Consider the following 13,736-nt stretch of genomic DNA (forward strand, 5'->3'; position numbering starts at 1 on the left):
CTCAAGCAAAAGAGTCTTTGTCTTTCCCTTTGTTTTCCTTAGCCTTAGCCTGTGTCTTAGCCTCTTATTTTCTAAATTCTTTCGCCTTGGCCTATCTCAGGATAAGAAGTTCTTTCGTCGACCGGTTCAGAATCTCACAACCGTCCTTTTTGATCAAGACATCATCTTCTATTCGTACACCACCCCAGTCCTTGATATAGATCCCCGGTTCGATGGTTACAACATAGTTTTCCAGCAGGGTATCTTTACTCGACTGAGACAGTCTGGGCATGGTGTGAACTTCCCGTCCCAGTCCGTGACCCGTATTGTGAACAAAAAATTCTTCATACCCCTTCTCGGTTATGTAGTCACGTGTCGCACTGTCAAGCTCTCTGCAGCTAATTCCGTCTGTCGCGGCCTCACAGCCCCTGCTCTGGGCCTCTCTGACCACGTCGTAGACCTCCCGATGTCGGTCCGTGGCATTGCCTATCACGACGGTTCGGGTCATGTCGGCACAGTATCCTCCGTATCGTGCTCCAAAATCGAGAATCACAAAATCGCCGGCCTGAAATTCCCTGTCAGTGGGAACGGCATGAGGCAGGGCGGAATTAGGACCGGCTGCGACGATGGGATCGAAGGCATCTCCCTGGGCACCGAGCATTTTGTACAGGTATGAAATCTTACTTGCGATTCCCCGCTCCGTGGCTCCCGGGCGCAACTCGGGCACAATCTGCTCAAATGTCTTATCCGTAATCTCCACCGCTGACCGGATGGCCCCGAGTTCTGTTTCATCCTTCACCGCGGCCAGCTCCTCCACAAAACGCGAGGTCGATATCCACTGACAACCGGGGAAAAATTCCTCAATCTGGTTCATCCTGCCTACAACCAGATGATCCCCTTCGAAACCCAGCGAGAGACCGTTTGGAATGAGGCCATTATTCTTGATAATCTCCGGATGGGGTTCCCTGCCAATCACGATATGCATCCCCTTTACCTGTTCCTCAGACTGAATAAGATATCGTCCATCTGAAATGAAATACGCCTTGTCCATGAGTATAAGGCACGTTCCCGCAGTCCCGGTAAAGCCGGACAGGTATTGAACATTTGCCAGATTCGTCACAAGAATCCCATGAAGGGAATTCTTCGCGAGGCGTTCTCTCAAACGGTCCACGCGCTGCTCAATCCGCGACATTCGACTTTACTCCACTTCCACTTTCAAAAGTATCAGCAATTCTTTTCTCTCACGGTCAATTCTTTCCGTGTCGGCCCCCTCCTTCCGCGACATGGCAGTCAAAACATCAAGGGCCTGATCGTATAACTTTTGACTTTTCAGGATTGCCATCAGAGTAAAGGTCGCCATTCGAGGGCTGATGGAAAGGTTCGCCAGGTCGCCCGCTGGCCCGGCTTTCCTGGGAACCGTTTTGGGCTTTTCAAGACCTTCCCTGGCTCGATCGTCCCCTGGATGAATGTCAAGGATCTCCCTGTAGCGCCTTCGGAGAGTGCTCGGTGCACGGCCCAATTTCTCCTGAACCTCAGCAAGCAGAAGATGGGCCTGATAGTGACGTGGATCGAGCGCTATAATCCGTTTCGAGACCTCCTCAGCCGATTTCAGATCCTCCTCAGCCAGATGGATCTTCGCCTGTACGTAAAGTCCTGGGATAAAACCGGGATGATAGCCAAAACCGATTTCCAACACTTTCTGAGCGCGAGGGAAGTCCTTTCGCTCCCTGTAGTGCTCCGCAAGTACGGGGAAAAGGACGGAATCGAAGTGGTGGGCGAAATAAGACTCGAGAGCTTTTAGATCGTCCAGATCCGGCATCAATTCACCGATAAACCACAGAGAGATTAACCACAGAGTTCACAGAGGAAAGACATGGTTTCAGAAAAAGATGACATTGACCAACGTACTTTTAGAAGCAAGTGGGACACCAGTCATTCTAAGATTTCTAACATCACAAAAGTATCTTCTCTGTGTTCTCTGTGGTTAAGGGCTACAACGGTATGTTGCCGTGCTTCTTTTTCGGATTCGAATCCACTTTCGTATCCAGCATGGAAAGGGAGCGGATGATGTGATGCCGCGTGGTGCGAGGTTCAACGACGTCGTCGATATAGCCTTGCTCAGCCGCCACATAGGGGTTCGCAAACTTTTCCCGGTATTCTTCGATCAGCTTCTCTTCAGCAGCTTCGGAATCTTTGGCTTTTGCTATTTCCTTTTTGAAAATGATTTCCACGGCACCTTTCGGCCCCATAACGGCAATCTCCGCCGTTGGCCACGCCAAGTTGATATCGCCGCGGATATGTTTTGAGTTCATCACGTCATAGGCTCCCCCGTATGCTTTGCGGGTGATGATCGTAATCCTGGGGACCGTCGCTTCACAGAAGGCATAAAGAAGCTTGGCTCCATGACGGATAATGCCCCCCCACTCCTGCTCAGTGCCAGGGAAGAATCCCGGTACATCTTCGAACACCACGAGAGGAATGTTGAAAGCATCACAGAAACGGATGAACCTGGCACCTTTGGTTGAAGAATCAATGTCAAGGGCACCCGCCAGATGTGAAGGCTGGTTTGAGACAATTCCCGCACTGCGACCGTTAAATCGTGCAAAACCGACAATAATATTAGGAGCGAATTCGCTCTGGACTTCCAGAAATTCACCTTTGTCCACAACCCGTGAAATGACGTCGTGCATGTCATAGGGTTTGATGGGATTCTCTGGAACGACAGAATCCAATTCGGGGTCTTCCCTGTCAACAGGGTCATCATTCTCAAGAACGGGGGGATCCTCAAGATTATTCTGTGGCATATACGAAAGCAACGCCTTTACGGTCTGGATGGCTTCCACTTCATTATCACAGGCAAGATGAGCCACCCCGCTCTTCGTGGCGTGCGTTTCTGCCCCACCGAGATCCTCGTAACTGACGTCTTCATGTGTCACTGTCTTCACCACACCTGGTCCTGTCACGAACATAAAACTGGTCCCTCTCACCATAAGGGTAAAATCGGTAATGGCCGGTGAATAGACCGTACCTCCGGCACAGGGTCCCATGACAACCGATATCTGAGGCACCAGACCCGAGGCGAGGGTGTTTCTCAGGAAAATATCGGCGTATCCCCCCAGCGAAGAGACACCTTCCTGGATGCGGGCTCCGCCGGAATCATTCAGCCCTATGATGGGGGCTCCCACCCGCATGGCATGATCCATAATCCTGCAAATCTTCTCAGCATTCGACCTGGAAAGAGAGCCCCCGAGAACGGTAAAATCCTGGGCAAACACGAAGACCAGCCTCCCATTGACCTCACCGTACCCCGTGACCACTCCATCGCCGAGGAACCGTTTCTTGTCCAGTCCAAAATCGGACGACTGATGCCTCACAAACATCCCCATCTCCTGGAACGAGCCCTTGTCCAGAAGAAGATCCAGACGTTCCCGGGCCGTCAGCTTCCCTTTCTCATGTTCCCGGGCAATGCGGTCGTCGCCACCCCCCTTCAGAGCCTCCTCACGAAAGGCTTTCAGAGTGTTACTCACATCACTCATCGTTTCCATCGATTCTCCGAAACCCAATCCTTGATATAGTCAACGGTCTCTTGAATGGGCGTCCCCGGTCCGAAGAGTCTCCCCGCTCCCAGCTTCGCCAGAGCTTTCGTATCCTTCTCGGGAATGATTCCTCCTCCGGTTAGCAGGACGTCTTCCAGTCCGTTCTCTTTCATCAACTCGATTACGCGCGGCAGGACGGTCATATGTGCGCCGGATAGAATGGAAAGGCCGATAACGTCTGCGTCCTCCTGCAGGGCAGCAGTGACAATCATCTCGGGGGTCTGCCTCAGGCCCAGGTAGATGACCTCCATTCCCGCATCCCGGTAGGCCCGAGCCAGCACCTTGATCCCTCGATCATGCCCATCGAGACCCGGTTTTGCCAGGAGAATCCGTACCTTTCGTTCCTTTGTTTCCACTTCCCCCGGAGGACCTCCTTTGAGAACAAATTAGCGATCCAATTTCGCACTCTTTTGCAAAAAAGAGAAGAGAAATCCCTGCCCCTCGGGATCATCTGGGCGCTGACAGGGGGGCGTTGGCCGCATTCTTTCCAAGAAACCAGCCATGAATATCAGCAATCACAGATTATTACGTGATTTCTATGATTCAAACCCTTGCCAATTGACAGCGGTAAGCCTACATTTGGCTCAGTGAGGATACTTGCGATAGCTTCTCTATCCTTGTCTTTTGTCTTTTCCGCCTTCGAAACCCTCCCTCAGTCTCCCCTGCAGGTGGGATCGGGATTTACCCATTTTGCTGAGGATTCTTGGGAGGTCAATTTCCTGTCTCATCCGGCGAGTCTCGCCCACCTGCGGCGCACCGGAGGTACGTTCCTCTATACCTCCCGGTTCCAGCTAACACCCCTGAATCAATATTCCCTGGCCGCTGCGTTTCCGGCCGGACCGGCAAACCTGGCCCTCGCCTTCACATCTTTCGGAAAAGGAGTCTACCGGGAGACGACGTTTTCTCTCGCCACCGGCTACACCATTGGCCAAAAAATGGAAACGGGACTCACGATAAACGGTCATGAATTGTCCATTCGTGACTACGGCAGCAGTCGCACCATGGGCATAACCGCTTCCGTCAGTTATTATCTTGCGGAGACCGTCCGGTGGTCACTTCTATACAGAAACCTCAACTCCCCAAAACTGGGCCGGTCGAAAGAGTCGCTTCCTCAGGTCCTCGTGACGGTCTTTGACTTTTCTCCGGTTCCCTCCGTCACGGCCGCGATGGAGCTGGAACGTGATTTGGAATTCCGGAGCCGGTACAAATTCGGCATGAGATGGCAGCCCATGAACATCATGACCATTGCCACCGGATTTATATCTCACCCAGGACAGGTCACCGCCGGGATCTCACTCCGACCCGGAAAGGGATCCTCAAAATGGTTTGGAGAAATCGGCTATGCCATTGCAACTCATCCCGAGCTGGCTATCAGTCAGGTTTTCGCTGTTCGGTTTACTCTGCCTTAGTGTCATTCCGGCCACCGGACAGTCACTTGAAGACATTCTGGCTACGCTTCAGATTGAAGAAGATGGAAGCATCGTTTCCGACGATGAATTACTCATCCTGGAAGATCTCGTACGACGACCCCTGGATCTGAACCGGATCGACAGGAAGCTGATGGAAGGAATTCCACTTATCACGTCAACCGATGTTTTCCTCATTCTGAAGAAACGGAAGGAGCTGGAGTCATTCTCCTCTCATGAACAGATTCTCAGTATTCAGGGACTCTCTCTCTTTGCAAGTGAGTTGTTGCCTCTGGTAACAACGGTAAAAACGGTTCCTGCCACAAATATGGCACTGAGAAACCGTTGGGTCACTTCCGAGAAGGATGTCCGAATACTAACCCAGCAGACCATTATTCGAGGTGGATGGAGCGGCGGCTTCCTTCTGGAGCGGGACCCGGGAGAGAGGGGACTGGCCGATTTTGCAAGCGGTTACGTGATTGTTCCCATAGCAGATGGTATGCGCCTGGTTGTGGGAGATCATCAACTCCAAAGTGGTTACGGCCTGCTCTTCGGCCGATCCATCCCGTCCATCAAGGGGTATGCGAGCCTGACGGGAATGGGTCGCCTGGGAAAGGGACTGAAGCCGTACCGTTCTTCCATAGAATATTGGGCCTTGCGAGGGATTGCCCTTGAGAAAAGCGACCGGAAGGGACGATGGACGGTTTCACTCACGGCATCTCCCAAGGACGCCACGGTGGATTCAAATCGCGTTCTTTCCGTCTCCACCACGGGCCTCCACCGGACAGCGGCATCACTCGCCAGGAAACATAATCTTCGCGAGGATATGGCGCTCATTTCATGGCAACAGGATAAGGCGGAAAGCGGAAGCTACGGAATGGTTCTCGCCCGGGACAGGTGGACCCTCAAGGGTTCCCCGGTCGTCAACCGCTCCCCAAAAACGTACGGTTCTGTCTTTGGCCAGATTGAGTCCCATTCTCTACAATTCTTCGGAGAAATGGCAGCGAAATCCGGAACTCGACCGTCTTTTCTCGGTGGAATCATTCTCGTCCAAAAAGACCTGCGTTGGATCTCCAGTCTCCGTCGATATCCTTCCGGATTCCAGGGTCCCAGATCCCAGCCATTCCGGGAATGGACCGGCTCACGGCTCAACGAATCCGGCATCTACCAGGCGGTTTCTCTGAAATTGGGAAGGCACCGACTTAACGCTTACGGAGACCTCTATAAGCAGTCTTCCGCCACGACCGAAGCGGGAAGAAGTCTCCGGGGTTTCGAAGTCGCCAACACCTGGAGATACCGTTGGCGAAGAGGGCAGATCTCCATCCGATGGAGACGGGAGGAAAGATACCGTGACCAGGAAATACTCTACCCGGGAGATAAGGTTACCGAAAGCAGGGAGAAGGAATCGTGGCGCCTTAATTCATCCATCCCCGTGAATAAATTCTTTCGGGTTCAACTGCAGGGAGATCGTACATCCGTCACCGAAGGAGGGACGAGCTCCAGAGGATATGGCGTCTCGATAAAGACCTACCTTGTTCACGAATTCTGGCAATTCTCACTCAACTGGGTGTCCTTTAAAGCTGACGATTACCCATCCCGGGTGTACGTGTGGGATCTAAACCTCCCGGGAGAGCTGAGAAACAAAACATTTTTCCCCTCGGGTCACTCTGTAGCATCTCTTTTTCGGCTGAAAACGCCAACCGGTGCCACCCTATCTTCCCGGATTCGCGTCACTTGGGAGTACTCGGTCGACAACTCCCTCTGGTCGAAACCACAATGGGAAGCCGGGTGTCAGATCGATATTGCTTTCTAAAACAATCACTCGATAAATTTCAGGCGATGAGCCGCCATTTTGTTTTACTCTGTATAATAGTGTCCTTTTTCTCTCCACGGATCTTCGGAGGAAAGGTAGCGGTTCAGTTCCCCAGCGCTCCCGAGAAGGTTGGAGAGATCAAGACTTTCGAGTCCGGTGCCACCGTATATATCTCCACGCTAGAGCTCATTGACGTCCTTTCAGCAGGCATGTTCGCAAATGTGGAGCGGAGCAAAATTGTCATCTATTTCCGCGGTCACCGCATCAAGGTGTCGGCCCAGAGCAGTTTTGTCGTTATCGACAACCGCGTCTACCAGATGCCTAACCATGCCCTTTTTGACGGGGCGGACATCTACTTGCCCATGAGGGCGTTCCTTTTGTTATTCAATCTACGTGTCGCACCCGGAGTTTTCTACGACGAGGCGACCGGCGTGGTCGTGGTCGACCTCCTTGCCTTCAATATCACGAACGTGACCATTGACGAGAAAGCCAACGGGACGATCATACGTCTTCGCACAACTCTCAATTTCGACCCGGGCGCCCTCGCAGCCTGGTCAGCCAGAAACGGGTGGTTTTACCTCACGGTTGAGGGGGGAGTGGTGGATACTTCCGCATTTCATCAGATTCGGCCCGTAGGGGTCGTGCGAGCCATCAATGCCAGCCAGATGGAAGAAAAGACTGCCCAGATCGCTTTTCAAATTAGATCGGAAGTCGAAGATCATGAACTGATCCAAAACCGTGACCCGAGCGAAATTGTCATTACCCTCCGCACACCTCTCAGACTTACTGCTGATAAGATCAAGAAATTGCGGGACAGCTGGTACATTGATACGGTAGTCATCGACGCGGGTCATGGGGGGAAAGACGGTGGGTCCACCGGGACGTACGGACTCCAGGAGAAATTCGTCACCCTGGACGTAGCAAAGCGTGTGGGACGTCTAGTGGAGAAATATACCACTACCAAGGTAATTTATACTCGGGATGAGGATGTATTCGTCCCCCTCTGGAAGCGGACGAAGATGGCGAATGAACGCAACGGAAAACTGTTTATCAGCATCCACGCAAACTCCAATAAAAACCGTCGCATAAGAGGTTTTGAGACCTATATCCTCCGCCCCGGGAAATCAGCAGACGCGGTGGGAGTGGCCGAGCGGGAGAATGCCGTAATCAAGCTCGAAGAGGAGATATCGAGGTACGACCGTCTGGCTGAAGATAACTTCATCATTGCGTCTCTGATGCAAAACGCATTCATGAAGGAAAGCGAGGATTTCGCCGCCATTATACAGGAACAGCTGCACAAAAGCATCCCGTCTCCCGATCGCGGAGTCAAGCAGGCGGGTTTCTACGTTCTTATCGGTGCCTCCATGCCTAACGTGCTTGTGGAAGTTGGCTTTCTTTCCAATCCTCAGGAAGAAAGGCAACTCCGTAAACCGGGGTATCGCCAGAGCGTGGCCCAGGCTATCTATCAGGGTCTACGACGGTTCAAGGACAAGTACGAACGGGTGCTTGAGGAGGAGACCCAGGGGTAGACTTCCGCCGGGTTCCTCACAGGGCGAAAGACATTTACGTGGCTTCAACCAGCGACTGGTTGACTTATCTCTTTTCCCTTCGTCGCCGGGGAATCAAAGTCGGTCTTCACCGAACGAAAGCTCTCCTGAATCGATGCAACAATCCCCACGAAGAAGTCCCTATGATTCATATTGCCGGCACCAACGGAAAAGGATCCACGGCGGCCATGATTGCTTCCGTCCTGAAACAAGCGCAACGGAAGGTCGGATTGTATACCTCTCCACACCTTGTTACTTTTAACGAACGGATCCGCGTGAATGACGTTCCGATCGATGATAAGGATATTGTCGCCTTCCTGGACCGCTACCGTAAGGATATCGACAGATTAGGATCCACATTCTTCGAAACGACAACAGCCCTCACATTCCATCATTTCGCCCGGAAGAAAGTCGACGTGGCCGTCATGGAGGTTGGAATGGGGGGTCGTCTCGATTCGAGCAACGTGGGTCACTCTGTTCTCTCGGTTCTCACCCCCGTCGATGTGGATCATGGTGAGTATCTCGGTTATGATCTCGCCTCAATCACCAGGGAGAAGTGCGGGATTCTGAGAGAAAACGTACCCGTCGTGGTGGCTCCACAGCACGATGACGTCCTGGATATTATCCGGGAATCGGCCTCCCACGCGGGGTCGGACATTTCTTACGCTCCTGAAGCGTCACCCGTAAGCGACATAAGCGTTTCCCGGGAGGGAACCCGGTTCTACATGGAGAACCAGTGGTGGAAGATCCCTCTTCTTGGAAAACACCAGGCGACCAACGCTCAAACAGCGGCCATTTCCTGCCGACTATATGACAAGGCGATAGCCCACACGGCCATTGAAGAGGGACTTCAAAAGGTTTTCTGGCCCGGGAGACTTCAGAGGGTGTGGGATACCCCTCCTGTCTATTACGATGTGGCCCATAACCCGCACGGTTTGGCGGCTGTGCTGGAAACGCTCAGAGATCTTTTCAGTGGCCACACCCTGGGGGTCGTCTTTGGCTTGAAGAAGAAGAAGGATATAAGAAAGATCGGTCATTTGCTAAAACAGTACTGCGCCCATGTGGTGACAACTGCACCCGAGAATGGCGACTTCTTTACATCGGATTCTCTGGCACATGAACTGTCGAACCTGGGAATCCCTTCCATCGCGGCGCCATCCCTTCCTCGGGCACTTGACTACTGCAAGACAAGATCTCTCCCTTGTGACCTGTGGCTTATTTTCGGCACCCATTACATTTCGGGCGATGTTTTTCGCAGATTCCATTTTCCCTTTGACAAAGATGAGAATTGGTCTAAATTAATCATGACCGCAAGATTAGATATCTGAATAGCGTTTTCAGCAGTTTCCAATTCTTCCATCCAAGATATTCTAGGTAACAAATCGGTATGGATATTAACGAGCTTCAGGCGTTGAAAATCAAAGAGCTCACCAAGCTCGCACAAGAGTTGGACGTCCCCCGCTACTCGGGTGTGAAAAAGCAGGACCTGATCTTAAAGATCCTGGAAACGAGCGCCGAAAAGGAGGGTCGCCTCTTTTCCAATGGCGTCCTGGAAGTCATGCCGGAGGGATACGGCTTCTTGCGATCCCAGGACTACAATTACCTTCCTGGCCCGGACGATATCTACATCTCACCCTCCCAGATCAAGCGCTTCGGTCTCCGGACCGGGAATAAGGTTGCCGGGCAAATCCGGCCCCCCAAGGACAATGAACGGTTCTACGCCCTGTTGAAAGTGGAATCCGTGAATAATCAACCTCCTGACCAGGTGAAAAAGGCGATCCTGTTTGACAATCTCACGCCCCTTTATCCCGATGATAAGATTAATCTTGAGACGTCGCAAAAAGGTCTTTCTATGAGAGTTCTTGATCTCATGACACCCATCGGGAAGGGACAGCGCGGTCTCATCGTAGCTCAGCCGAAGACGGGAAAAACCATCCTGCTGCAGAAAATTGCCAATGCCACCACGACGAATCATCCTGAAGTCAAATTGATCGTTCTCCTCATCGCCGAGAGGCCTGAGGAGGTGACGGACATGCAACGGAACGTGGATGCGGAGGTGGTGAGTTCAACCTTCGATGAACCTCCGGAACGGCACGTCCAGGTTGCAGAAATGGTTCAGGAAAAGGCAAAACGTATGGTTGAGTACGGTGACGACGTGGTCATCCTCCTCGACAGTATTACGAGGCTGGCCCGTGCCCACAATGCTATAGTACCCCACAGCGGTAAAATCCTTTCTGGCGGGATTGACGCCAATGCCCTCCACAGGCCGAGGCGCTTTTTCGGCTCCGCGCGTAATACCGAGGAAGGGGGTAGCCTCACCATTATTGCGACGGCACTCATCGACACGGGTAGCCGAATGGATGACGTCATTTTCGAAGAATTCAAGGGTACCGGAAATATGGAATTGGTTCTCGATCGCCGCTTGAGTGACCGGAGAATTTTCCCCTCATTTGATCTCATTCGCTCGGGTACCCGTAAGGAGGAACTTCTCCTGTCCAAAAAAGAACTTGCAAGAGTCTGGATTCTTAGAAAGATTCTGAATGAAATGACTCCTGTTGAAGCCATGGAGTTTTTACTCGATCGCATGAGGCGCACTTCGAACAATCAAGAGTTCCTCGACACAATGAGTCAGTAACCTGTACCCCTTTTTTCATTATCTAGCCATTCCATGCCGGAGAATTCTGAACCTATAAGATCCATCGTCGCACGTCTTTCCACCGATAAGCCTGTCCGGAAAACCCCCTACCAAGTCAAGGGAGTGATCATGCACGATTTTCCCGCCGAACCCATCGTGCCGCTCATTGACGGATCCTACCGGGAACAATTCCTCTACCCACGGGTACAGGTCAAAATTTTGAATGAGCAGATCTACCTGGTTGGAATCAAGGAGGGGGTTGAGCCCGTCGAATCGATTCTGGACATGCTCAAAACGTTAAATTTCGGGAACATTACGTTTGAGGTGCAAGATTTTGATGCAGAGATTGAGAATGATCGCTTCATGCCCACATCGCGGATGATCCGTTACAAGTTTCTCACACCCTGGATTGCCCTGAACGAGACAAATCTCATGAAGTACAAGTACATGTATGGGGAGGAGAGACTGAAACTTCTCATACGCCTTTTGAGTCAGAACATCGTTTTCCTGGCTAAGGAAATGGGACTACAGCTCCAGACAAAGATCTTTTCCAAATTGAAGCTTGAATCCCTCTATCCCAAACTGGTGGATGATGGTCAGATGGGGTCCTTTCAGGGAGAATTCCGATGCAATTTTATCCTGCCGAATTTTCTGGGTATCGGCAACGGTATCACGAAAGGGTATGGTGTTCTCTTCAGCCATTTCAATCCCGCGGACTTCACGTTTGATGAGAGCGAACTGGAGAAGAAATCCCACAATGAGCAGGACGTGGAAGATCTTCCGGAGAATTGGGAAGAAGAGGCCATCGCACCTGACGACATACCCAGGAGCCGCCGTGGCGCCGGGGAGTCCAAGAAGGACGAACCCAACTACAACGCTCTCGAGTATCACAAGCGTAAACACTAAGCCATACACCCTGCCGCCTTCCCTATGTTAGCCCATCGGGTGAATCGCATTCAACCATCGTTCACCCTCGAAATGACCGCCAGAGCGGCGGAACTTCGAAGTGAGGGGATAGACGTGATTGACCTGGGGGTGGGGGAACCCGATTTCAACACCCCCGAGAATATCCGTCAGGCGGCAAAACGTGCCATGGATGAAGGTTACACCAAGTACACTCCAGTGTCAGGAATGCTGGAATTGCGCGAGGCCATCTGTGAGAAATTGAACCGGGATAACGATCTTTCCTATTCTCCTAATCAGATCATCGCTTCAAACGGGGCGAAACACGCCCTCAGCACGGCCTGCCAGGCTCTGTTCAATCCCGGCGATGAGGTGATCATTTTTTCTCCTTACTGGGTTTCTTTCCCGGAATTCGTCCGACTTGCAGACGCAAGCCCCGTTATCGTAAGGACAGACGCCGAAAGAGAATTCATTCCCGACTTCGAGGATCTGGAAAGAAAAATCAACTCCAACGTCCGGGGTATGATTGTCAATTCTCCGTGCAATCCCACCGGAGCCGTGTGGGACGATGAAACCGTCACCAGGCTCCTTGAGCATGCTGCCAGTCACGACTGGGTGGTTATTTCCGATGAATGCTACGAACGGCTGGTTTATGACGCTCCTTTCACCTGTGCCGAGAAGCTCAACAAGGACGGTGCCAATGTTCTCACCATACAGAGCTTGTCCAAAACGTATGCCATGACGGGCTGGCGAATAGGCTATGCCGCGGGAGATGCGGCCATCATAGCAGCCATGGGAAAGATTCAGGGCCAGGCGACTTCCTGTCCGAATTCTATCGGCCAGAGAGCGGCAATTGAGGCCCTTCTTGGAGATCAGAGCGAAGTGCAAAAAATGGTAGACATTTTTCAAGAAAGGCGTGTCAGCATGATCGATCGTCTGAGTGAGATTCCCGGCCTGTCATGTACCATGCCCCGAGGTGCGTTCTACGCTTTTCCTCAGGTGACCGATTACCTCGGCCGCTCTGCGGACGGCAAGAAAATCGACACTTCTTTCGATTTATCTGATTACATTTTGGACTTTGCCAGAACGGTTACAGTGGCGGGTGCGGGATTTGGCGATGAAGGACACATTCGTCTTTCCTATGCCACCGACACGGCCACCTTTCTTGAGGGTATTAAAAGAATTGAAGAAGCTTTGAGTCGATTAACCTGAATTAATCGCCACACCTGCCCGCTCCCGACCAAAGGGAGGTCAAGCGGGGAGACCACAGAGAAAAATAATGAATATGGATTTACAAAAAGACAATATTGACCGGACTACCCTAAGAACAAAAAGTGCAAGTTAGTCGTCTTGAAGTTTCTAATTCCATTTATGTACTCTGTGTTCTCCCCGCCTGACCAGCATGTCGGGCACGTGTGGTTGAGGAGTTAACATGAAAAAGGACATTCATCCCGAGTATAAACTCGGAACAGTGACTTGCGCCTGCGGCAACACGTTTCAGGTGCGAAGCACTGTGGGGGATATGCGCGTGGAAATCTGCTCAGCGTGCCACCCCTTCTTTACGGGTAAACAGAAGTTGGTGGATACGGCAGGAAGGATCGAGAAGTTCAGAAAAAAGTACGGGCGACCTGAAGCGCCTGACAAAAACTCATAAGACAATCCACGCAGCGGTTTCCGAAGGCTAGAGAGCCAGGAAACCGTTTTTTTGTGTCATCAGCCACATCCGAAGTCACAGAGAAAGACAATAGGTATAGCTCTACAGAAGGATAAGATCGAGGAAAGCAGATTAGGAATTAAATTGGAAATGAGTCATTCTAAATCTCTTAATATCAAGTTTCTATGCTCTGTGTTCTCCCC

General features: G+C 51.7%; 12 protein-coding genes. 8 read left to right on the top strand and 4 right to left on the bottom strand.

Annotation, left to right across the window (positions count from 1 at the left end; translation table 11 throughout):
* Positions 1 to 91: 91 nt before the first annotated feature.
* From V3U24_03115 to V3U24_03130, 4 genes are all read right to left on the bottom strand, one after another.
* The gene (locus tag V3U24_03115; GenBank protein MEE9166438.1) at positions 92 to 1,171 is read right to left on the bottom strand and encodes an aminopeptidase P family protein; all 1,080 of its coding nucleotides are present in this window, start codon (positions 1,169 to 1,171) and stop codon (positions 92 to 94) included.
* A gap of 6 nt (positions 1,172 to 1,177) precedes the next feature.
* Entirely contained in the window at positions 1,178 to 1,798 is a 621-nt protein-coding gene (locus V3U24_03120; protein MEE9166439.1) for a hypothetical protein, read from the bottom strand.
* Between the two features lie 172 nt (positions 1,799 to 1,970).
* Entirely contained in the window at positions 1,971 to 3,524 is a 1,554-nt protein-coding gene (locus V3U24_03125) for an acyl-CoA carboxylase subunit beta (GenBank protein MEE9166440.1), read from the bottom strand.
* Positions 3,512 to 3,931: a cobalamin B12-binding domain-containing protein gene (locus V3U24_03130; GenBank protein ID MEE9166441.1), complete on the bottom strand. Its 420-nt coding sequence runs from the start codon at positions 3,929 to 3,931 to the stop codon at positions 3,512 to 3,514. The genes V3U24_03125 and V3U24_03130 overlap by 13 nt, the downstream gene beginning before the upstream one ends.
* 231 nt (positions 3,932 to 4,162) lie before the next feature.
* Here V3U24_03130 and V3U24_03135 point away from each other — a divergent pair, with 231 nt between their 5' ends.
* From V3U24_03135 to rpmE, 8 genes are all read left to right on the top strand, one after another.
* Positions 4,163 to 4,984, top strand: coding sequence for a hypothetical protein (locus V3U24_03135; GenBank protein ID MEE9166442.1), 822 nt, complete (start codon positions 4,163 to 4,165; stop codon positions 4,982 to 4,984).
* Complete coding sequence (locus V3U24_03140) at positions 4,917 to 6,794, top strand: hypothetical protein (protein ID MEE9166443.1); 1,878 nt, start codon at positions 4,917 to 4,919, stop codon at positions 6,792 to 6,794. Before V3U24_03135 ends, V3U24_03140 begins: the two co-directional genes overlap by 68 nt.
* A 59-nt stretch (positions 6,795 to 6,853) precedes the next feature.
* Positions 6,854 to 8,323, top strand: a complete 1,470-nt coding sequence (locus tag V3U24_03145) for an N-acetylmuramoyl-L-alanine amidase (protein MEE9166444.1) — start codon at positions 6,854 to 6,856, stop codon at positions 8,321 to 8,323.
* 38 nt (positions 8,324 to 8,361) lie between these two features.
* Positions 8,362 to 9,669, top strand: coding sequence for a folylpolyglutamate synthase/dihydrofolate synthase family protein (locus tag V3U24_03150; protein MEE9166445.1), 1,308 nt, complete (start codon positions 8,362 to 8,364; stop codon positions 9,667 to 9,669).
* Between the two features lie 59 nt (positions 9,670 to 9,728).
* Positions 9,729 to 10,976, top strand: coding sequence for a transcription termination factor Rho (gene rho, locus V3U24_03155; GenBank protein ID MEE9166446.1), 1,248 nt, complete (start codon positions 9,729 to 9,731; stop codon positions 10,974 to 10,976).
* Between the two features lie 33 nt (positions 10,977 to 11,009).
* Complete coding sequence (locus tag V3U24_03160) at positions 11,010 to 11,882, top strand: CRISPR-associated endonuclease Cas6 (GenBank protein MEE9166447.1); 873 nt, start codon at positions 11,010 to 11,012, stop codon at positions 11,880 to 11,882.
* A gap of 39 nt (positions 11,883 to 11,921) precedes the next feature.
* On the top strand, positions 11,922 to 13,091 hold the full coding sequence (locus tag V3U24_03165) for a pyridoxal phosphate-dependent aminotransferase (protein MEE9166448.1): 1,170 nt from the start codon (positions 11,922 to 11,924) through the stop codon (positions 13,089 to 13,091).
* A gap of 220 nt (positions 13,092 to 13,311) precedes the next feature.
* A complete protein-coding gene (rpmE, locus tag V3U24_03170; GenBank protein ID MEE9166449.1) occupies positions 13,312 to 13,533 on the top strand; it encodes a 50S ribosomal protein L31 in 222 nt (73 codons plus the stop codon).
* Positions 13,534 to 13,736: the final 203 nt, after the last annotated feature.

It is taken from the genome of Candidatus Neomarinimicrobiota bacterium, from assembly GCA_036476315.1.
Lineage (GTDB): Bacteria > Fidelibacterota > Marinisomatia > Marinisomatales > S15-B10 > JAZGBI01.

Coding starts and splice junctions, on each gene's coding strand:
- V3U24_03120 (MEE9166439.1), bottom strand. CDS start 1,798: ATGCCGGATCTGGACGATCTAAAAGCTCTCGAGTCTTATTTCGCCCAC.
- V3U24_03160 (MEE9166447.1), top strand. CDS start 11,010: ATGCCGGAGAATTCTGAACCTATAAGATCCATCGTCGCACGTCTTTCC.
- rpmE (MEE9166449.1), top strand. CDS start 13,312: ATGAAAAAGGACATTCATCCCGAGTATAAACTCGGAACAGTGACTTGC.
- rho (MEE9166446.1), top strand. CDS start 9,729: ATGGATATTAACGAGCTTCAGGCGTTGAAAATCAAAGAGCTCACCAAG.
- V3U24_03125 (MEE9166440.1), bottom strand. CDS start 3,524: ATGGAAACGATGAGTGATGTGAGTAACACTCTGAAAGCCTTTCGTGAG.
- V3U24_03140 (MEE9166443.1), top strand. CDS start 4,917: ATGCCATTGCAACTCATCCCGAGCTGGCTATCAGTCAGGTTTTCGCTG.
- V3U24_03115 (MEE9166438.1), bottom strand. CDS start 1,171: ATGTCGCGGATTGAGCAGCGCGTGGACCGTTTGAGAGAACGCCTCGCG.